Raw genomic sequence first — 19889 nt, 5'->3', positions numbered from 1 at the left:
CAGATCTCACCCGCTCGTCACGATTCCGCCAACCATAACAGAAACCTGACGTTGAAAATGTTACGCCTCGGGTAACTCGCCCACCGTGACCACCCTCTGCGCGGCGGCCCCGGCGAGACAAGCACCTCGCCCTGTTGAGGAGACGCAGGCGAGTAGCATCTCGTTACTGATCTGGTGCATGGTGTGCACGCGGTCTGGAAAGGCGCTGACCATGGGAATGCTCGACGGGAAATGGGTGACTGACGGAGGCCTCGAGACCGACCTCATCTTCAACCACGGAATCGACTTGCCCTCCTTCGCCGCTTTCCCGATCCTGGAGAGCGCCGACGGGATCGACCTGCTGCGGCGCTACTACGCCGACTACGCCGCGATCGCGCACGCGGCGGACGCGGGAGTGCTACTCGAGACACCCACCTGGCGAGCCAACTCGGCCTGGGGCGGTGAGCTCGGCTACGACGAGGCTTCCCTCGACCGGACGAACCGGGATGCGGTCGCGCTCATCCGGTCTGTGCTCGCCGATGCCGGAGCGCTCGACGGCCTGGTTTCGGGATGTATCGGGCCTCGCGGCGACGGGTACATCGCTGCGGATGGCGACGCCGACGAGGCGGCGGCGTTTCACCTGCCGCAGGTGCAGTCGCTCGCCGATGCCGGAGCCGACCTCGTTCACGCTATGACGATGACCGGGGCCGCCGAGGCGATCGGCGTCGTGCGCGCCGCCCGGAGCGTAGGCGTCCCGGTCTCGATCTCCTTCACCGTCGAAACCGATGGGCGGCTGCCGGACGCAAGCCGGCTGGTCGACGCGATCGCATCGGTGGATGCGGCGGCTCCGGCCGACTTCTATGGTGTCAACTGTGCCCACCCGACACACCTCATGGCCGCGCTCGATGGTGAATCGTGGCAGGAGCGTCTCACGTTCTTCCGCCCGAATGCCTCGACGCTTTCGCACGCCGAACTCGACGAGATGGAGGAACTCGATTCCGGTGATCTTCCCCTCCTCGTCCGAGCGACACGGGAGCTTCTCGTTCAGCTACCCCAGGTGACGGTCATCGGCGGATGCTGCGGCACAGACAGCCGGCACGTCGCTGCGCTGTGGGCGAGCATTGATCGGTCAGGGTGAATCGGTCGACGCTCCCCGGAGCAGGCGGACAGCCGCAGGCCTCCACCGTGCGGCGTAGGCTTCTGACCATGCTTGCAACGGTCATCCACGGTGAAAAAGACATCCGCGTCGAAGAGGTTCCCGATCCCGTCCTGTCCACCGGAGGCGACGCCATCGTGCGCGTCGTCGCAGCCTGCGTCTGCGGCTCCGACCTGTGGCCGTACCGCGGGGTCACGCCGACGCACCACGCGCACCGCATCGGTCACGAGTTCGTCGGCGTCGTCGAGGAGGTGGGGCCGGACGTGAAGACGATCGCCCCCGGCGACTTCGTCATCGCGCCGTTCTACGACTGCGACATGACGTGCGTCAACTGTAAGAACGGCGTCAGCACCTCCTGCCTCAACGGAGGATGGTGGGGGTCGGACGACAAGCTCGGCGGCTTCGCCGACGGCGGCCAGGGCCAGAAGGTGCGCGTCCCGCACGCGGACGGTTCGCTCGTGGCGACGCCGGAATACCCGAGCGACGACCTCATCCCGAGCCTGCTGACGCTGTCGGATGTGATGGGCACCGGCCATCACGCCGCCGTCTCCGCCGGGGTCACCGAGGGCAGCACGGTCGTCGTGGTGGGCGACGGCGCAGTCGGGCTGTGCGCGGTGCTCGCCTCCGCGCGCCTGGGCGCTTCGCGCATCATCGCGATGTCTCGGCACGAGTCGCGTCAGGAACTGGCACGCGCGTTCGGCGCGACCGACATCGTCGCCGAGCGCGGCGACGACGGCGTCGCGGCGGTCAAGGAGCTGCTCGGCGGCATCGGTGCGGACTGCGTGCTCGAGGCCGTCGGCACCAAGGAGTCGATGGACCAGGCGATCCGCTCGGCGCGCCCGGGCGGCATGGTCGGATACGTCGGCGTCCCCAACGGCGGCCCTGAGCTGCCCGTGCGCCCGCTGTTCAACAACAACGTCGGTGTGAACGGCGGTGTCGCTCCCGTGCGCAACTACGTCGAGGAGCTGCTGCAGGACGTCTGGTCCGGCGCCATCGACCCCGGCCGCGTCTTCGACCTGGAGCTCCCGCTCTCCGAGGCGGCCGAGGCGTACGCGGCGATGGATGAGCGCCGCGCCATCAAGGTGCTCCTCCGCCCCTGAGCCGGCCACCGACGAGAAATCGGGGGCGACGCGCACACGGCGCGTCGCCCCCGATCGGTTATCGCGGATGTCCGGCTACCCCTTGGAGGCTGCCTGGTTGACGGTGTCGATGATGTCCGCCGCCGAGCCCTTGCCTGCGAGCAGGTTGACCACTCCGGTGTTCATCGCGTTGCCGACGTTCTGCCCGAGCAGGGTGTCGAGGAACTGAGCCATGAACTTGGTGTTGTTGTACGCATCCAGTTCGGACTTGGTCACGGAGTCGGTGATGCCGCGCTGCGCGTCCTTGTTGACCGGGATCGCGTTGAAGGCCGTGTAGTTCTCCTCCTGCACCGACTTCGTCGTCATGTAGTTGAGGAACGCGGTGCACTCCTTCTTCGGGGCCTTCGCCGAGCACGAGTACCCGCCGACGCCGCCCATCATGGCGCTGGGGTCGCCAGCTCCGCCGGGGACGGACGGGAAGGGGAACCAGCCGAGGTCGGGCAGCGGCTTCTGGTCGGGCGTGAGCGACGCGATCACTCCCGGGTCCCATCCGCCCATGAGCTCCATCGCCGCCTTGTGGTTGGCCAGGAGGCCGGCGGAGCTGCCCGCGCCCTGCTGGGCGGGGGTGGTGAGGAAGCCGTTGTTGAACGGGTTCGTGTCGTTGAACGCCTCGAGGTCCTCTCCGGCCTTCGTCCAGCACTTGTCGCTGAAGTCGAGGGATGCCGCCGACTTGTTGAGTGCGCTCTCGCTGCACTCGCGCAGGGCGAAGTTGTAGTACCAGTGCGCAGCAGGCCAAGCGTCCTTCGCGCCGACGGCGACGGGGGCGACGCCGGTCGCCTTCAGCTTGACGATGGCGGCGTTCAGCTCGTCCATGGTGGTCGGGGGAGTGTCGATCCCCGCCGCCTTGAACAGGTCCTTGCTGTAGAAGATGCCCTCGGGGTTCACGTTGACGGGCATCGCGTAGATCTTGCCCTTGTACTCGTTGCTCTTGAGCACGCCGGCGTTCACGGACGCCTTGGTGGTCGCGTCGATCGAGTCGGTGATGTCCATCAGCTGGCCGGCGTCGACCATGGCGTTCATCTTGCCGCCCCCGCGCTGCAGGAAGATGTCCGGTGCGGACGCCGAGTTGAGCGCGGTCTGGAGCTTGCCGTCGAGGTCCTCGTTCTGGACCGTCTGAAGCTTGATGGTGACGTTCGGGTTGGCCTTCTCGAAGTCCGCGATCGTCTTGACCCAGAACGCCTTGCCCGGGCCGGTCGTCGAGTTGTCCCAGAAGGACATGGTGACTTTGCCGTTGCTGGGCGTTGTGCCTGAGCCGCTGCAGCCTGTGGCGAGCAGCGCAGTGCCCGCGACAAGTGCGAGAACGCCCGCGACGCGAATATTCCTCTTCATTGTGGAAACTCCTTGATAACGGTTCACGACGTGCGACGGTCGCGCCGTCGCCTGCCGAGCTTCGCATCCGAATATGTTGTTTGTCCATCGAAATGGCCAAACTTCGATAACGATTTCGAAACGACCGATCCGAGGCCTCGGAAGGGCCTCCGAGCGCGCGTTACTTGACGGCTTTGTTGAACCCGGTGACCGGCTGGCTCTCGTCGAAGCCGGGGACGCTGCGGCGGAAACCGCGCGTCAGGACCAGCAGATAGACGAACCCGAGCGCCATCCAGATGCTCCCGCCGATCAGTGCGTCGATGTGGAGGTTGGCCCACAGGATGCCCGTCAGGAGCATCCCGATCGCGGGCAGGACGATGAACGTGACGATGTCGCGCGGCGTGCGCCTGCGGCCCTTGCGGATGGCGAACCAGGCGATCACCGAGATGTTCACGAAGGTGAACGCGATGAGCGCGCCGAAGTTGATGAACGCGGCGATCGTCTCCAGTGTGAACGCGGCGGCCAGCAGGCTGATCGCGCCGACGAGCACGATGTTGAAGGTCGGTGTGGACGTTTTGGCGTTGATGTGGCCGAAGAACCGGTTGGGCAGCACGTTGTTGCGCCCCATCACCAGCAGCATCCTGGACACCGAGGCGTGCGAGGCCAGCCCGGAGGCCAGCGTCGCGGCGAACCCGGCGGCTGTGAGCACCGCCTGCAGTGTCTGGCCGCCGACCTGCTTGCCGATCTCCGGGAGTGTGCTGTCCTCGATGGCCGCGGTCGGGAACTCGTCGGACGACGGGAACCTGAGCTGGGTGAAGTACGACGTGATCAGGAAGATCGCGCCGCCGATGATCACCGTGAACAGGATCGCCCTCGGCATGATCTTCGGCGACTTCGCCTCTTCGGCGTACATTGTCACGGCGTCGAAGCCGATGAACGAGAAGCAGACGATGGTGGCCCCGGTGAGCACGGCTCCGAGCGTCACGGCGTCGTGGAAGAACGGCTGGGCGGAGGCGATCGTTCCAGCCCCCTCGCCCTGCACCAGCTGCGCGATGACCATGATCACGAACACCGCCATCACCACCACGGCGAACACGAGCAGCAGCATGTTGATGTTCGACGTGCCGCGCATCGTCAGGTAGATGATCGAGGTGACGACCGCACAGTAGATGACCACCCAGATCCAGCCGGGCACGCTGGGGAACAGCGCCTCCAGGTAGCTCCGGATGATGAGGCAGTTGACCATCGGCAGCAGCACGTAGTCGATCAGCGACGTCCAGCCCACCAGGAACCCGACGTTCGGGTGGATGGACTCGCGCACGTAGGTGTACGCCGATCCGGCGCTCGGGATGGCCCCGGCCATCTTGCCGTAGCTGACGGCCGTGAACATCATCACGACGAGAGCGACCAGGTAGGCGGATGGCACGACGTTGTTCGTGTCGCGTGCCACCATGCCGAACGTGTCGAAGACGACCGTCGGGGTCATGTAGCCGAGCCCGAGGCCGACGATGGCCCACAGGCCGAGGTTGCGCTTGAGCTTCCCGCCGGTGGCGATCGCCGGGGCGATGGGAGTCGTCATCGTCTCTCCTTCAGCGGGCGACGCTGCGTCCCTGCAGCGACCCGCGACACTGCTTGGCCGTCTGAGTTCGGCCATATTCCCACAGATCGGGCGGCCGGCAAATTCGACGAAGACGCGAAAAAAGGAGGGCGTCGCTGACGACGCCCTCCTCGGGTACTGCTGACCGGCTGCTCTCAGGCGTTGACGACGACGATCTCGTCCAGCGCGGCACGCGAGCGGGGTGCGAGCTCGCGCTCGCGCAGCGGGTCGGGAAGGGCCTCCGGGTCGCCGAGGATGCCGATGGCGCTGACGGAGGTGGGCACGAAACGCTCCTCGATGTCGAACGCCGAGCGGAGCGCATCCACGTCGAATCCGCCCATCTGGTGCACGTGCAGTCCGTCGTGGTGGGCCTGGACGCTGAGGTGCGCGACGGCCTGACCCAGGTCGTACGTCGCCCAGCGGCGCGGGGTGCCCTCCGCGTCCTCCATCTCGGCGATGGCGACGATCAGCGCGCTCGCCGAGCCCGCCCACGCCTGGTTGAAGCCCATCAGGGCGGAGGCGATGGTGTCGAACTCGGCGCTTCCGCGACGGGCGACGATGAAGCGCCACGGCTGCGTGTTGCTGGCGGACGGCGACCAGCGCGCTGCCTCGAGAGCCGCGGTCAGAGCGGTCTCCGGAACGACGGCGGTCGGGTCGAAGGCGCGGGGGCTCCAGCGCTCGGCGAGTGCGGGGATGAGGGGTGCTGCGGTGACGGCGGCGCGCGAATTCAGCTCGGCGATGGACATGACTCTCCTGGTGCTTGACGACATGGATGCGCTTGTCTCCATTGCCAAGCTATATCCATGCAAACACATTTTGCTGGCGAGTATTCCTGCTCCCGGGAGTGAATCGATTGTTACGGCTGTGTTAATTCTCAGCCGTTTCGCGTCATAGTTTTTCTACCCGCATCCGGGGTACAAAACGGCCCCGTCGTCCCCCGGTCATCGTCCCCCGGTCGCCCGATCGACCGTCCGAGCGATTCCATTCCTGACCTGCCGTTACGCCTCCCCCGAACGGGGGTGTGTCCACCATTCTGCCGACAGCCACCAGGTGTCCGCGTGTCGGCGGACAGGGGCACATCCGGGGCCACCGTTTCCCGCCGTGACCACCGAGAAAACCTCGCTTGCGCCGTGAGAGAGCCCACAGCTACAACTTGATCAACCCGACCGCCCAGATCCCCAGAGACGTGGATGCAACCCCTGTCCCCCCTGAGAGGTCTCGTCCCGTGTTCATTTTCATTTTGCAGATCCGGCACATGCTGGAGGGCCATCCAGAGTTCTATCTGTTCGCCGTCTACTCCGCCTTCATCTGGGTCATCTGGATCATCAAGGTGGCCGTCTCCCGGCGATACCGCGCATACACCGAGGACTTCGAGGTCTCCACGAGCGTGGTCGTCCCCGTCGTCGACGAACCGCTCGACCTGTTCCGCGACGTCATCGGCCGCATGGTGGAGCAGAAGCCCGGTGAGATCATCGTCGTCATCAACGGCGCCCCCAACCCCGGCCTGGTCGAGGTGTGCGAGGAGTTCGCCCCGCTGGTGCGCTGGGTGCACACCCCGATCCCCGGCAAGCGCAACGCCGTGATGATCGGCACGAGGATGTCCACGGGCGACATCACCGTGCTGGTCGACTCCGACACCGTCTGGACGGAGGACACCCTCTCCGAGCTCGTCAAGCCGTTCAAGGACGAGCGCGTCGGCGGCGTCACGACCAAGCAGCGCATCCTGGAGCCGGAGCGCAGCTGGATCACCCGCTGGGCGGACTGGCTGGAGAACTCCCGGGCGCTGTACTCGATGCCCGCGCAGAGCGTCGTCGGGCAGATCGGCTGCCTTCCGGGCCGCACCATCGCGTTCCGCCGCTCGATCCTGATGCGCGTCATGGACAAGTTCATGAACGAGAAGTTCCTCGGCGTCTTCCTCGAGGTCTCCGACGACCGCACGCTCACCAACCTCACCCTCAAGGAGGGCTACCGCACCGTCTACCAGCACACCAGCCTGGTCTACACGGATGCGCCGCTCAAGGTGAAGAAGCTGTTCAAGCAGCAGCTCCGCTGGGCTCGCGGCAGCCAGTACAACACCCTGCGCATGCTGCCCTGGATGCTCGGCCACGCCCCGCTGCTGGCGTTCTTCTTCATCTCGGACATCATCCTGCCGTTCGTCCTCGCGGGCGTGCTCGGCGGCTGGGTCTACCGCTCGATCACCGGCGAGGGCTACAACTTCTACGCCGGCTTCCTGCAGGCGTACGGCGTGCAAGGCGGTGTGCTCACCGTCGTCGCCCTGATGGTCGCGTCCTCCGTGATCAGCATGTCGATCCGCCAGATCAGGCACCTCTCCGAGAAGCCGTCCGACTTCTTCCGCCTGCCGGTCTTCATCATCGTCTCGACGTTCTTCCTCATGCCGATCCGGCTGCTCGGCTTCTTCCGCATGGCGCACGCCAGCGGCTGGGGCACCCGTGCCGGCGCGTACAACGGCGGTCCGAACGAGATCAGCAGCGACGACGAGATCGCCCTGGCGGCCTCGGCGAAGGATGCGCCCACCGCTCCGGATGCGCTTCCGCAGCTCCCCGACTCCGTCGGCGGGCTGACCACCACTACGGCTCTGGCCACCCGCGCAGAGACCCGCAGGGCGACGGCCGCAGGGCCGGCGTCCGCATCCACACCCAAGACCAAGACCGCTCGCGCCGAGCGGCGTCGGCTCAACCCGCTCGCCGCCATCCCGTACCTGATCGGTATCGCGATCCTGACCCTGGAGGCCCTGTTCCTTGTCTAGCAAAGCAGTTCACTGGTGGGCGGCGACCAAGTCGCGCTCCCTGATGACCACCGCAGCCTTCGTCGTCCTCAGCCTCGTGCTCGGCGGCATCTCCTACTACGTCTGGTCGTCCCCGACGAGCGCGGTCCGCACCGTGGTCGACGCGGCGGCGACTGCCGTCAACCCGCTGGCCGCGCAGAACGCCAGCCTGCAGAAGAACCTCAGCACCGCCAAGAAGACCATCGCCACCCAGAGCGGCAAGCTCACCTCGCTGCAGCAGCAGGCGCTCGCCGCCCAGGCGTCGACCGCGAAGCAGCTCGCCACGGCGCAGCAGCGCGCGGTGAGTGCGGAGAAGGCGCTCGCCCAGGCGAAGCTGCAGCTCGCCAGCGCGAAGGGCGCACTCGCCGCGAACACGGCGGCAGGTGCGAAGGGCAGTGGAGCATCCGGGACCAAGAGCGGAACCGGCGGCAACAGCGGCACCGGCGGTAGCGGCAACGGCGGCGGCAACATCGCGCCGGAGCCCACCCCCATCACCGCGCCGACCAAGGCGGAACTGCTGCAGCCGGCCAGCCGCTACTACGGCATGTACACCGAGCAGGCTCCGTTCAACTGGGCCACCTTCGACGCGACCAGCGCGAAGGTCGGCGTGCAGCCGAACCTCGTCGGCTACTTCAGCGGCTGGGACGAGACATTCCGCGCCAACGCGGTCACCCGCGCCTGGCAGCAGGGCAGGCTGCCGATGATGACCTGGGAGTCCCGGCCCATCTCGGCGGGAAACGACTCGGTGGATGCGCCGGAGTACTCGCTCCCGAAGATCATCGGAGGCGACTTCGACGCCTACCTGCACCAGTACGCCAAGGACATCGTCGCCACCGGACTGCCGCTCGCCATCCGTCTCGACCACGAGATGAACGGCGTCTGGTACCCGTGGTCGGAGACCGACGGCAAGGGCAACTCGATCAACGGCAACAGCCAGGGCGACTACGTGAAGATGTGGAAGCACGTCCACGACGTCTTCCAGGCGGAGGGCGCGAACGACCTGGTCATCTGGGTCTGGGCGCCGAACATCGTCAACAACCTGCCTGCCCAGCACAAGGTCGACGGCTACCTCCCGTCGCTCTACCCCGGCGACGACTACGTCGACTGGGTCGGGCTCTCCGGCTACCTGCGTCCTCCGTACAAGGCCGACCAGTCCTTCACCTTCGATTACACCTTCACGCCGAGCCTCGACCAGCTCCGTGCCATCACGAAGAAGCCGATCGTCCTCGCCGAGGTCGGGGCATCGGAGACCCAAGGACACAAGACGGCCTGGGTCACCGACTTCTTCAACGCGCTCGGCAAACCGGAGAACGACGACATCGTCGGCTTCTCCTGGTTCAACCTCGCGGTCACCAGTTACGTCGAAGGGGTCAGAGCCACGAACGACTGGCGCATCGACTCCCGGGCGGACACGCTCTCGGCGTTCATCGCTGGGCTCACGCGACCGGAAGACCGCTTCACCCTCACCCCGGCCTCCTAGCCATCCCCGCGAAAGGACAACGCGAATGACGACCAAGAAGAAGGAACAGCCCGCCCCGCGCATCAGCGTGATCGGCACCGGTTACCTCGGCGCGACCCACGCGGCGGCGATGGCCGAACTCGGATTCGACGTGATCGGCGTCGACACCGACCAGAGCAAGGTCGACGCCCTCCGCGACGGCCGTGTGCCGTTCTTCGAGCCCGGGCTGCCCGAGCTCATCACCGAGCACGTCGCATCCGGTCGGTTGAACTTCACCACCGACATCGCCGAGGCCACCGCGCTCGCCGACGTGCACTTCATCTGCGTCGGAACGCCGCAGCAGTCCGGCAGCTTCGCCGCCAACCTCAGCTACGTCGAGGCCGCCGCACGGTCGATCGCGCAGAACATGACCCACGACGGCGTCATCGTCGGCAAGTCGACGGTGCCGGTGGGCACCGCGGCTCGCCTCCGGGCCATCGTCGCCGCCGAGCTTCCGGATGGGGTCTCCGCCGAACTCGTCTGGAACCCCGAGTTCCTGCGCGAGGGCAAGGCGGTGGAGGACACCCTTTCTCCCGACCGCCTGGTCTTCGGCGGAACGTCGGAGCGCTCGGAGGCGGTGCTGCGCCGCATCTACGCGACGCCGATCGAGACGGGGACGCCGGTGCTCGTCGCCGACCTGCCGACCGCCGAGCTGGTGAAGGTGAGCGCGAACGCGTTCCTCGCCACCAAGATCTCGTTCATCAACGCCATCGCAGAGGTGTGCGACGCGGCGGGCGCCGACGTCTCGCTGCTGGCGGATGCGCTCGGTCACGACGTGCGCATCGGCCGCCAGTTCCTCAACGCGGGGCTCGGCTTCGGCGGAGGGTGCCTGCCCAAGGACATCCGCGCCCTGATGCACCGGTCGAGCGAGCTCGGCGCCCACGCGGCCGTCGGACTCCTGCAGCAGGTCGACGAGATCAACATGGGCCGCCGCCAGCGGGTCATCGACCTCGCCCTCGAAGCCTGCGGCGGCTCCGTGCTCAACCGCAGGATCGGCGTGCTCGGCGCCGCGTTCAAGCCGCACACCGACGACGTGCGCGACTCACCGGCCCTCAACGTGGCTGCGGCCCTGCACCTCCGCGGAGCCCAGGTCGTCGTCTACGACCCGGAGGCGCGTGCCACCGCCCAGCGCATGTTCCCGACGCTCGGCTACGCCGACTCCGTCGAGGAGGCGGTGAACGGGGCAGACGTCACGGTCGTGCTCACGGAGTGGCCCGAGTTCGTGGAGGCCGACCCGGCCGCGCTCGCCGCCATCGTGCACGGCAAGACCGTGATCGACGCCCGCAACTGCCTCGACGCCACCGCCTGGTCGCGTGCCGGCTGGGCCGTGCACGTCATGGGCAGGGTGCCGGAGGGCGCCCCCATCGCCGACGACCTCGCCGCCCTTGCCGGCGTGCGCTGAACGAGAGGAAACCATCATGTCCAGTTACGTCACCAAGGCCGTCATCCCCGCCGCCGGGCTCGGCACCCGCTTCCTGCCCGCCACCAAGGCCATGCCGAAAGAGATGCTGCCGGTCGTCGACAAGCCGGCCATCCAGTACGTGGTCGAGGAGGCGGTCGGCGCGGGGCTCCACGACGTGCTGCTCGTCACCGGCCGCAACAAGAACGCACTTGAGAACCACTTCGATCGCAACACCGAACTCGAGGACACCCTCGCCAGGAAGGGCGACCTCGACCGCCTGGAGAAGGTGAACCAGTCCACGGCGCTCGCCGACATGCACTACGTGCGCCAGGGCGACCCGAAGGGCCTCGGCCACGCCGTGCTGCGCGCCAAGATGCACATCGGTCACGAGCCGTTCGCCGTGCTCCTCGGCGACGACATCATCGACGCCCGCGACCCGCTGCTGTCCAGGATGCTGGAGGTGCAGCAGCAGCTGAACACGACGGTCGTGGCACTCCTCGAGGTGGACCCCAGCCAGATCCACCTCTACGGCGCCGCCGCTGTGGTGGAGACGGACGAGGACGACGTGGTGCGCATCACCGGACTGGTCGAGAAGCCCGACCGCGCGAGCGCTCCGTCGAACTACGCGGTGATCGGCCGCTACGTCCTCCGCCCGGAGATCTTCGACATTCTCGAGAAGACGGAGCCGGGCAAGGGTGGCGAGATCCAGCTGACGGATGCGCTGCAGGGCCTCGCGACGGCTCCGGACTGGACAGGCGGCGTGCACGGCGTGGTCTTCTCCGGTCGCCGCTACGACACGGGCGACCGTCTCGACTACATCAAGGCGATCGTCCAGCTGGCCGCCGCCCGCGACGACCTCGGCAAAGACCTCGTGCCGTGGCTGCGCGAGTTCACGGCGGCGGAGGGCGCCCAGGATGCTCCTGCCGTGGATGCGCAGGCACCGAATGCGCAGGCACCGGCCGCCCCGGCGAAGCCCGCCGTTCCTGTCAAGCCGGCAGCGCCCCCCGAACCGGCCGTCGCCACCGCGCCGGCCGCTGACCGGTCGCCGCGCAAGCGCGACCTCGTCCCGGTCGCCGGAGCGTAACCTCGGCCGCACGCATCGAGCAGGCTCGGGCTAATCCAGCCCGAGCCGCTTGAGCGTGTGGTGGTCGCTGTGTCCGGGGTCCGACTCGATCTCGTCGACGGAGACCGGGATGCCCGGCCCGATCGCGAGCCACACGAAGCCGTCCCTGTGCACCAGGGGAACGAGATCGGTGGTGCCGTCTTTGAGCAGCGTCCGGATGCGCTTCAACAGCGCATACCCTTCGGACGGCTTGGTCACGTAGGTCTTGCGTCGGTAGTGGACCACGTGCGCGACGGTCTTCGCGCCCAGTCCGGCGACGACGGATTCGGTCAGCGTCTCGGTCATTTCGGTCCTTTCGGGTGCGGCATCAGCCGCTCACCGACGCTACTCGCCTCCCCGGCGGAGTCAACCGGCGATGCCATCGTTCCGGGATAGCGTTGCCGTCATGCAGTCCCTCCCGTCGCCCGCCGAGCTGGACGTGCTCGCCGACCGCGGCTGGCCCTCCGTCCAGCGCGAACCCCTCGGCTCCTGGACCCTCCGCTTCGCCTCCGGCGTCACCAACCGCGCCAACTCGGTCCTCCCCACCGGCCGAGTGGATGCGGAGAGCCTGCCCGCCACGCTCGCCGCGGCCGAGCGCGCATACCGCGACCGCGGCCTCCCCACGGTGTTCCAGGTCAGCCCGGCCACCGACCCCGCTCTCGTCTCTGCGCTCGCCGCGAGGGGCTATCGCGAACACTCCGACACCCTCGTCCTCGTCGCCGACCGAGCCGCTGTCGCGTCAGCCGGTGTCTCCACCCCTGCCGCACCGCTCTCCATCGCCACCACCCCATCCCGTGCCTGGATGGACCTCTGGTGGTCCGTCGACGGGCGCGGCGACGCCGACGCAGAGGCCGTCGCCGAGCGCATCCTCACCGGCGGCCCGGCGCTCTACGCCTCAACGGGCGACCCCGACCATCCGGACGCCGTCGCGCGCCTTGCCATCGTGGGCGAGTGGGGCGGCGTGTTCGCCGTGGCGACCAGGCCGGACCAACGCCGCCGCGGGCACGCAGCGGCCATCATCCGAGCTCTCGCCGCCGACGCCGAACGGCACGGGATCCGGTACCTGTGGTTACAGGTCACAGCTGCCAACTCCCCGGCTCGCGCTCTCTACGAGCGGCTCGGTTTCGTCGAGGCGTCCCGCTATGCGTACTGGACCGAACCCGCCACCGAACCCACCCGTTAAACCCACGATGCCGGGTGCGGGGACCTAGGGAATCCACGCAGCCCGGCATACGTTCGGGGTTACCTTCGGAGGATATTCGGGTTCCTCCGCCGGCTATTACAGACTAGCGAAAAAAGTGCTCGTGTGGGTCATATGGAGGACACGTTTTGTACCCCAGTAGGAGTGTCATTCTGGCCCTCACTTGGGGTGTTCGCACCTCTTGACGTCAGAAATCCGACGCTGTAGCGCAAAAACCGCACTGCTTAGGCGGCGAGCTCCTGCTTCAGGGCGTCCACGAACGCGTCGATGTCGTGCTCGGTGGTGTCGAACGAGCACATCCAGCGCACCTCGTGACGCGCCGCATCCCAGTCGTAGAAGCGGAAGTGCTCGCGCAGGCGGTCGGCGACGCCGGCGGGCAGCGTGGCGAACACGCCGTTCGACTGCGTCGCCTGGCTGAACCCGACACCCTCGATGCTCCCGTCGGCGATGCCGGCTTCGAGCGCCGTACGGAGACGGTGCGCCATCGCGTTCGCGTGCGATGCGGAGCGCAGGTAGAGGTCGTCCGTGAGCAGCGCGATCAGCTGGGCCGAGATGAAGCGCATCTTCGACGCGAGCTGCATGTTCAGCTTGCGCAGGTAGATCAGCCCCTCGGACGCCTCGGGGTTGAGCACGACGACGGCCTCGCCGTAGAGCATCCCGTTCTTGGTGCCGCCGAAGCTGAGCACGTCCACGCCGGCGTCGGTGGTGAACGCGCGCAGGGGGGCGCCGAGCGATGCTGCAGCGTTCGCGATGCGTGCGCCGTCCATGTGCAGCTTCATGCCGAGCGAGTGGACATGGTCGGCGATCGCCCTGACCTCGTCGACGCTGTATGCCGTGCCGAGCTCGGTGGTCTGGGTGATGGACACGACGAGCGGCTGGGCCCGGTGCTCGTCGCCCCAGCCCCACGCCTCCTTGTCGATCAGGTCGGGGGTGAGCTTGCCATCCGGGGTCTCGATCTGCAGCAGCTTGATGCCGGCGACCCGCTCGGGAGCCCCTGCCTCGTCGGTGTTGATGTGCGCCGTCTTCGCGCACACCACCGCGCCCCAGCGGGGGAGCATCGACTGCAGTCCGACGACATTCGCCCCCGTGCCGTTGAACACAGGGAAGACCTGGACGCCCTCGCCGAAGTGCTCGGCGAACACGTCGTGCAGGCGTGCCGTGTAGACGTCTTCGCCGTAGGCGATCTGGTGGCCTTCGTTGGCGGCCGCGATGGCGTCGAGGATCTCGGGGTGGACACCCGCGTAGTTGTCGGAGGCGAATCCGCGCAGGTTGAGGTCATGGAGTTGTAGCGTCACGTATCCATCCTTGCAGGAGTGAGAGAGTCAGTTCGCGGCGTCGGCGGAAGTTGTGAGCAACTCGCGCGTGCCGTTGATTGTGGAGGGATCGCCCTCCCAGAGCTGCACGACGGCTGCGCCGAGCGTGTCCTCGAGCCCGGACAGCGACGTCACCACGAAGACGACGGCCGCCGCGTTCGGCGCCTCTTTCGCGAACCCCTGCGCGACCGACCTGGTCCACGCGTCTGCGGCCGCCTTCGCCGCGGCGTAGTTCGCGCCACCGGCGTACGGCCGCTCCACCGCGGTGGACGACACGATGGCGAGCCGCCCGGCCGGCGACGCGACGAGGTCGTCGTAGACCACCCGCGTCGTGTTGCGCAGCGTGCGGAACCCGCGCTCCAGGAAGTCCCAGTCGTCGTCGGACTGCCCCGCGATCCCGCCGCCGCCTCGCCAGCCGCCGACCAGGTGGATCAGCCCGTCGATCGCGCCGAACTTCAGGTGGATGCGCATGGCCAGCTCGGCCACAGCATCCCGGTCGGCCAGGTCGCAGACCCGGGTGTCGACGCCCGGCACGGCAGCGGCCAGGGCGTCGAGCGCCTCCGGCCGCGTGCCGACGGCGAGGACCGTCGCGCCCGCCTCGACGAGCGAGCGCGACACGGCCTCGCCGCTGGTGCTGGTCGCACCCGCGACCAGCACCAGCCGCCCGGAGAGGGGCAGGCTTTCCGTCACTTGTCGTCCGAGTGGCCGGTGATGCCTGCGGTGGATTCGATGACGGTGGCCATCTTCTTGTTCAGCGCCTCGTAGAACATCGAGAGCGGGAACTCGTCGTCCAGCACCGCGTCGGTGTAGCCCTTCGGCACCCCGGCGAGGATCTCATCCGGAAGCCCTCGCGCCCAGTTGGATGCCGGGTTCGGGGTGAGCGTCTCGGTCAGCATCTCGTACGCGGCCAGCCAGTGCGCCACCTTGGGACGGTCGATGGACCGCCAGTACAGGTCGTTGATCCGGTCGCTGAGTGCGACGACGACCTCGGGAACACCGTCCCAGTCGATGGTGAGCTGCGTGTCCGTCCAGTGCAGCACGTCGTGCTGGTGCATCCACGCGAACAGCAACTGCCCGCCCAGGCCGTCGTAGTTCCGGACGCGGCTGCCGGTGATCGCGAACCGGAAGATCCGGTCGAAGATCACCGCGTACTGCACCAGCTTCGCGTGGTCACGGATCTCCCGCTGCGAGTCGGAGAGCTCCGCATCCGGCAGCGCCTTCAGCTCACGCTCCTGCCGCACGGACTCGCGGAACGCCGTCAGGTCGCAGCGCAGCTCCTCCAGCGAGTAGAGGAAGAACGGCATCCGCTGCTTGATCATGAACGGATCGAACGGCAGATCCCCGCGCATGTGACTGCGGTCGTGGATGAGGTCCCACATCACGAAGGTCTCCTCCGCGAGCTTCTGGTCGTCCAGCATCGCCGCCGCATCCTCCGGCAGTTGCAGCTTCGTGATCTCCGAAGCCGCGCGCACCACCCTGCGGTATCTGGCGGCTTCGCGGTCCTGGAAGATCGCGCCCCAGGTGAACTGCGGGATCTCGCGCATGGCCACCGTCTCGGGGAACAGCACGGCGGAGTTGGTGTCGTATCCGGGGGTGAAGTCAACGAACCGGAGCGGCACGAACAGCTTGTTGCCGTAGTCGCCCGCTTCGAGCTCCGCGATGAACTCCGGCCAGATCACCTCGACCAGCACGGCCTCGACGAGGCGGTTGGTCGAACCGTTCTGCGTGTACATCGGGAACACGACCAGGTGGCCGAGCCCGTCGACGCGGTGCTGCTGCGGCTGGAACGCGTTCAGCGAGTCCAGGAAGTCCGGGACGCCGAGGCCCTCGTCCGCCCAGCGGCGGAAGTCGGCCTGCAGCGCATCCAGGTAGGCGGCGTCGTGTGGGAAGTGCGGAGCGAGCTCGGCGATCGACGCGATGACCGCATCCACCTGCTGTGCTGCGCCGGCCTTGTCGGCCTCCTCCGGCACGGACCCATCCTTGACCTGCACCTGCTGCAGAGCGACGGCGGCCTCTTTGAGGGCCAGCCACGCGGGATGCGTCGCCAGCGACCGCACGGAACGGACGTCCTCGACGACCTCGGGCTCTCCGACAATGGCGTTTGCACTGAACTGGGAAACGAATTGTGACATGACGAACCTCCCGTCGTTGGTCGTCCGCGGCTGCGGCGCTTGGTCCGGACGCAGAGCGCGCCCGCATTCGAGCCTATCCACTCGTCTTCGAACTTTTATTGCCCATCCGGTGTCGTCCCTTGCGCCCCGCGGCTCGCCGACGCACTTTTCCAGCGCCAGGACGCCTCGCTATGCTCGCCGGGTGACGGCAGCAGAGGTGCGGGATGCGCTCGCGAAGGTGGCCAGCCCGGAGGACGCGGTGTTCCTGCAGCGCTTCTTCAAGGCGGGGAAAGGGGAGTACGGGGAGGACGATGTCTTCATCGGCGTGCGCGTGCCGCAGACCCGCGCCGTCGCCAAGCGCTTCGGCGGCCTGCCTCTCGACCAGCTGCGCGAGCTGCTGGACAGTGAGGTGCACGAGCACCGCCTCGCCGCGCTCATCATCCTCAATCGCGAGTTCGAGCTCGCCAGCCGTCCCGCGGCCCGTGACGACGCGCGGCGCGAGGAACTGGCGGCGTTCTACGTAGATGCGGTGCGACGAGGCCGCGTGAACAATTGGGATCTGGTCGACTCGTCCGCCGAGTACATCCTGGGCGCGTTCCTCTGGGATCGCCCCCGCGACGTGCTCGACGAACTGGCGGCCAGCAAGGTGCTCTGGGAGCGTCGCGTCGCCGTGCTCAGCACCTTCGCGTTCATCAAACGCGGGGACGCATCCACCACCGTCGACCTCGCGGCCAGGCTCCTCGACGACCGGGAGGACCTCATACACAAGGCGGTCGGCTGGATGCTCCGCGAGGTCGGGAAGCGCGTCGACCGGGAGGTGCTGCTCGCGTTCCTGGACGAGTACGCGCCCCGGATGCCGCGCACCATGCTGAGCTACGCCACCGAGCACCTGACGCCGGAGGTGCGGGCGGAGTACCGCGCCCGGCGGTGACGCAGCACGGGGCCTCCCTCGACTTGGGATGATGTACCTATGACGAGAACGGTTCGGGGTGCGCGCGTGCTGATCACGGGCGCCGCCTCCGGGATGGGATACCTGTTCGCGGAGCGCGCCGTGCGCGAGGGTGCGGCGGCCGTCGTGCTCTGGGACCGGGATGAGGCTGCACTGTCCGCGCTGACCGCCCGCCTGCGCGCGCAGGTGATGGAGCAGCGCTCGGCGTCGCCGTGGGGCGGCCCCACCCGGTCGCCGAGTTCGTCGGCCGGACGGCCCGGGACGACCGTGCATCCCTTCGTGCTCGACCTGGCGGAGCTGGGCGCCATCGCGCAGACGGCGCAGGCGGTCCGCAAGGAGCTGGACGGCGTGGATGTGATCGTCAATGCCGCGGGAATCGTGCGCAGCTCCCCGTTCTGGGAGCACGACAACGGCGACGACACCCGCCGCACCATGCTGATCAACGCGCTCGCCCCGATGCACATCGCGCGCGAGTTCCTTCCCGCCATGATCTCGAGCGCCAGGGAGGCCCGCATCGTCACCATCGCGGGCGGCACCGGCGCTGGGGCGGGCGCCGGGGCGGGCGATGTCGGGGCTGTCCACAGCGCGTCCGTGGCAGCGGTCGTCGCCTGGAGCGACAGCCTGCGTGCCGAACTGCGGCACCAGGGCTTCGGTCACGTCAGGGTCACCGCGGTGGTCCGGCCGTGGATGCTCGACGGAGCCGTCGACCCGCTGCTCGCGCGGGTGCTCACCCCCGAGCGAATGGCCGACGGGGTGTGGAAGGCGATGCTCGCCGGCCGCAAGCGCTGACTACGCCCCGCGAAGGCTGCTCGGCTTCCGCGTCGACCGGCCGCCGCGAGGGTATACCGGCATGTCGCGCCCCCTTCGGGTGACATTCCTGAGAACTTTCACATAAAGTAGCTCCCACCGTCGACCGACAACGGAGCCATCGTGAGCAATCCTTCCTGGACCCAGGTCATCAAGACCGCAGACAGCGAGCAGCCTGAACTGAAGCGCGCACTGGGCCCCGGCCTGCTGCTGCTCTTCATCGTCGGGGACATCCTCGGCACGGGCGTCTACGCGCTCACCGGCCAGGTGGCCGCCGAGGTGGGAGGCGCGGCCTGGCTGCCGTTCCTGCTCGCGTTCGCGGTGGCGACGGTCACCGCGTTCTCCTATCTGGAGCTCGTGACCAAGTACCCACAGGCCGCTGGCGCAGCTCTGTACACGCACAAGGCGTTCGGCATCCACTTCTTCACGTTCATCGTCTGCTTCATCGTGATGACGTCCGGCATCACGTCGGCGGCCACGGCATCCCGGGCGTTCGCGGTGAACCTGTCCGTCGGATTCGGGCTGCCGTCGGACAACCTCTTCACGATGATGGTCGCGCTCGCGTTCATCGTGCTGATCATGCTCGTGAATCTGCGCGGCGTGACGGAGAGCGTCTGGCTGAACGTGGTGCTGACCCTGGTGGAGCTGTCCGGTCTGCTGCTGGTCATCATGATCGGCCTGTGGGCGATCGGCGGCGGTAACGCGGACCTCTCCCGGGTGGTGGCGTTCGAGACGCCGGAGGATAAGGGCATCCTGCTCGCGGTGAGCACGGCGACGTCTCTGGCGTTCTTCGCGATGGTCGGCTTCGAGGACTCGGTCAACATGGCGGAGGAGACCAAGGAACCGAGCAGGATCTTCCCCAAGATGATGCTGACGGGCCTCGGGATCGCGGCGGTCATCTATGTGCTCGTCTCGATCTGCGTGGTCGCGCTGGTGCCGATCGGAGAGCTGGCCGGTAGCGAGACCCCGCTGGTCACCGCGGTCAACGCCGCGGCACCGGACTTCCCGATCGCCGACCTGCTGCCGTTCATCTCGATGTTCGCGGTGGCGAACACGGCGCTGATCAACATGATGATGGCGAGCCGCCTGCTCTACGGCATGAGCAAGCAGAAGGTGCTCCCGGGCTTCCTGTCCAAAGTGCAGAAGAAGCGCCGCACGCCGTGGGCAGCGATCCTGTTCACCAGCGCGCTCGCCCTCGGCCTGATCGTCTACGTGTCGCTCGACCCGAAGGGCTCGATCGTCGCCCTCCTCGGCGGGACGACCTCACTCCTGCTGCTCGCGGTGTTCGCGGTCGTCAACATCGCGGTGCTCGTGCTGCGCCGCCAGCCGGTCGACCACAAGCATTTCCGCACGGCGCGCGTCCTGCCGATCATCGGCGCGATCACCTGCCTGTACCTGGTCTTCCCCTGGACCTCCGGCCGTCCGGTCGGCCAGTACGGCATCGCGCTGGCCCTCCTGGCGATCGGCGTGATCCTGTGGGCCATCGCCCGCGCCTTCACCGCCGCCGCGGAGCGCCGCTCCCGCTGAGCGGTCCCGCCACGC

17 protein-coding genes are annotated in these 19889 nt (G+C 67.8%); 10 read left to right on the top strand and 7 right to left on the bottom strand.

What is annotated here, in order from left to right; translation table 11 throughout:
* The first annotated feature begins 211 nt into the window (after positions 1 to 211).
* Both HF024_RS17730 and HF024_RS17725 read left to right on the top strand, forming a co-directional pair.
* Entirely contained in the window at positions 212 to 1117 is a 906-nt protein-coding gene (locus HF024_RS17730; RefSeq protein WP_247597185.1) for a homocysteine S-methyltransferase family protein, read from the top strand.
* A gap of 68 nt (positions 1118 to 1185) precedes the next feature.
* Positions 1186 to 2235 carry a zinc-dependent alcohol dehydrogenase family protein gene (locus HF024_RS17725; RefSeq protein ID WP_085368189.1) on the top strand — a complete coding sequence of 350 codons (1050 nt, stop codon included), beginning with the start codon at positions 1186 to 1188 and terminating at the stop codon, positions 2233 to 2235.
* A gap of 75 nt (positions 2236 to 2310) precedes the next feature.
* On the opposite strand, the gene HF024_RS17720 is transcribed toward HF024_RS17725, so the two are convergent.
* From HF024_RS17720 to HF024_RS17710, 3 genes are all read right to left on the bottom strand, one after another.
* Positions 2311 to 3603 (bottom strand): extracellular solute-binding protein, encoded by a 1293-nt coding sequence (locus HF024_RS17720; protein WP_168690470.1) that lies wholly within the window; start codon positions 3601 to 3603, stop codon positions 2311 to 2313.
* A gap of 160 nt (positions 3604 to 3763) precedes the next feature.
* A complete protein-coding gene (locus HF024_RS17715; RefSeq protein ID WP_210723979.1) occupies positions 3764 to 5161 on the bottom strand; it encodes an APC family permease in 1398 nt (465 codons plus the stop codon).
* Positions 5162 to 5334: 173 nt separating this feature from the next.
* Entirely contained in the window at positions 5335 to 5925 is a 591-nt protein-coding gene (locus HF024_RS17710) for a nitroreductase family protein (RefSeq protein WP_085368184.1), read from the bottom strand.
* Between the two features lie 479 nt (positions 5926 to 6404).
* Between HF024_RS17710 and HF024_RS17705 the strand changes: the two genes are divergently transcribed.
* Genes HF024_RS17705 through galU form a run of 4 tightly spaced genes read left to right on the top strand, consistent with a single transcriptional unit; the run spans position 6405 to position 11948 of the window.
* Positions 6405 to 7946, top strand: coding sequence for a glycosyltransferase (locus tag HF024_RS17705; RefSeq protein ID WP_168690469.1), 1542 nt, complete (start codon positions 6405 to 6407; stop codon positions 7944 to 7946).
* A gap of 43 nt (positions 7947 to 7989) precedes the next feature.
* Positions 7990 to 9444 carry a glycosyl hydrolase gene (locus HF024_RS17700; protein ID WP_168690468.1) on the top strand — a complete coding sequence of 485 codons (1455 nt, stop codon included), beginning with the start codon at positions 7990 to 7992 and terminating at the stop codon, positions 9442 to 9444.
* A 25-nt stretch (positions 9445 to 9469) separates the two neighbouring features.
* The gene (locus HF024_RS17695; protein WP_168690467.1) at positions 9470 to 10864 is read left to right on the top strand and encodes a UDP-glucose/GDP-mannose dehydrogenase family protein; all 1395 of its coding nucleotides are present in this window, start codon (positions 9470 to 9472) and stop codon (positions 10862 to 10864) included.
* Positions 10865 to 10880: 16 nt separating this feature from the next.
* The gene (gene galU / locus HF024_RS17690) at positions 10881 to 11948 is read left to right on the top strand and encodes a UTP--glucose-1-phosphate uridylyltransferase GalU (protein WP_168690466.1); all 1068 of its coding nucleotides are present in this window, start codon (positions 10881 to 10883) and stop codon (positions 11946 to 11948) included.
* Positions 11949 to 11978: 30 nt separating this feature from the next.
* On the opposite strand, the gene HF024_RS17685 is transcribed toward galU, so the two are convergent.
* Positions 11979 to 12272 (bottom strand): hypothetical protein, encoded by a 294-nt coding sequence (locus tag HF024_RS17685; protein WP_085368174.1) that lies wholly within the window; start codon positions 12270 to 12272, stop codon positions 11979 to 11981.
* A gap of 100 nt (positions 12273 to 12372) precedes the next feature.
* On the opposite strand from HF024_RS17685, the gene HF024_RS17680 reads away from it, so the two are divergent.
* Positions 12373 to 13149, top strand: coding sequence for a GNAT family N-acetyltransferase (locus HF024_RS17680; RefSeq protein ID WP_168690465.1), 777 nt, complete (start codon positions 12373 to 12375; stop codon positions 13147 to 13149).
* A 242-nt stretch (positions 13150 to 13391) separates the two neighbouring features.
* On the opposite strand, the gene HF024_RS17675 is transcribed toward HF024_RS17680, so the two are convergent.
* From HF024_RS17675 to HF024_RS17665, 3 genes are read right to left on the bottom strand one after another with little or no spacing between them, the layout of a single operon-like run.
* A complete protein-coding gene (locus HF024_RS17675) occupies positions 13392 to 14462 on the bottom strand; it encodes a low specificity L-threonine aldolase (protein WP_168690464.1) in 1071 nt (356 codons plus the stop codon).
* A gap of 27 nt (positions 14463 to 14489) precedes the next feature.
* Positions 14490 to 15170, bottom strand: a complete 681-nt coding sequence (locus tag HF024_RS17670; protein ID WP_247597184.1) for an SDR family oxidoreductase — start codon at positions 15168 to 15170, stop codon at positions 14490 to 14492.
* Positions 15167 to 16612 carry a DUF6421 family protein gene (locus HF024_RS17665; RefSeq protein WP_168690463.1) on the bottom strand — a complete coding sequence of 482 codons (1446 nt, stop codon included), beginning with the start codon at positions 16610 to 16612 and terminating at the stop codon, positions 15167 to 15169. The genes HF024_RS17670 and HF024_RS17665 overlap by 4 nt, the downstream gene beginning before the upstream one ends.
* 181 nt (positions 16613 to 16793) lie before the next feature.
* Here HF024_RS17665 and HF024_RS17660 point away from each other — a divergent pair, with 181 nt between their 5' ends.
* The 3 genes from HF024_RS17660 (at position 16794) to HF024_RS17650 (ending at position 19874) form a co-directional block, all read left to right on the top strand.
* Positions 16794 to 17522 carry a DNA alkylation repair protein gene (locus tag HF024_RS17660; protein WP_210723978.1) on the top strand — a complete coding sequence of 243 codons (729 nt, stop codon included), beginning with the start codon at positions 16794 to 16796 and terminating at the stop codon, positions 17520 to 17522.
* Positions 17523 to 17561: 39 nt separating this feature from the next.
* Positions 17562 to 18329, top strand: a complete 768-nt coding sequence (locus tag HF024_RS17655) for an SDR family NAD(P)-dependent oxidoreductase (RefSeq protein WP_085368164.1) — start codon at positions 17562 to 17564, stop codon at positions 18327 to 18329.
* 141 nt (positions 18330 to 18470) lie between these two features.
* Entirely contained in the window at positions 18471 to 19874 is a 1404-nt protein-coding gene (locus HF024_RS17650) for an APC family permease (protein WP_168690461.1), read from the top strand.
* The last annotated feature ends 15 nt before the right edge of the window (positions 19875 to 19889 follow it).

It is taken from the genome of Leifsonia sp. PS1209 (assembly GCF_012317045.1).
Taxonomy (GTDB): Bacteria; Actinomycetota; Actinomycetes; order Actinomycetales; family Microbacteriaceae; genus Leifsonia.
This window is presented reverse-complemented; position numbering and strand designations above follow the sequence as displayed.

What these genes read in the sequence shown, in the direction of transcription:
- HF024_RS17695 (WP_168690467.1), top strand. Translation starts at nt 9,470, where the DNA reads ATGACGACCAAGAAGAAGGAACAGCCCGCCCCGCGCATCAGCGTGATC.
- HF024_RS17685 (WP_085368174.1), bottom strand. Translation starts at nt 12,272, where the DNA reads ATGACCGAGACGCTGACCGAATCCGTCGTCGCCGGACTGGGCGCGAAG.
- HF024_RS17725 (WP_085368189.1), top strand. Translation starts at nt 1,186, where the DNA reads ATGCTTGCAACGGTCATCCACGGTGAAAAAGACATCCGCGTCGAAGAG.
- HF024_RS17700 (WP_168690468.1), top strand. Translation starts at nt 7,990, where the DNA reads ATGACCACCGCAGCCTTCGTCGTCCTCAGCCTCGTGCTCGGCGGCATC.
- HF024_RS17655 (WP_085368164.1), top strand. Translation starts at nt 17,562, where the DNA reads ATGACGAGAACGGTTCGGGGTGCGCGCGTGCTGATCACGGGCGCCGCC.
- HF024_RS17680 (WP_168690465.1), top strand. Translation starts at nt 12,373, where the DNA reads ATGCAGTCCCTCCCGTCGCCCGCCGAGCTGGACGTGCTCGCCGACCGC.
- HF024_RS17730 (WP_247597185.1), top strand. Translation starts at nt 212, where the DNA reads ATGGGAATGCTCGACGGGAAATGGGTGACTGACGGAGGCCTCGAGACC.
- galU (WP_168690466.1), top strand. Translation starts at nt 10,881, where the DNA reads ATGTCCAGTTACGTCACCAAGGCCGTCATCCCCGCCGCCGGGCTCGGC.
- HF024_RS17710 (WP_085368184.1), bottom strand. Translation starts at nt 5,925, where the DNA reads ATGTCCATCGCCGAGCTGAATTCGCGCGCCGCCGTCACCGCAGCACCC.
- HF024_RS17665 (WP_168690463.1), bottom strand. Translation starts at nt 16,612, where the DNA reads ATGTCACAATTCGTTTCCCAGTTCAGTGCAAACGCCATTGTCGGAGAG.
- HF024_RS17715 (WP_210723979.1), bottom strand. Translation starts at nt 5,161, where the DNA reads ATGACGACTCCCATCGCCCCGGCGATCGCCACCGGCGGGAAGCTCAAG.
- HF024_RS17720 (WP_168690470.1), bottom strand. Translation starts at nt 3,603, where the DNA reads ATGAAGAGGAATATTCGCGTCGCGGGCGTTCTCGCACTTGTCGCGGGC.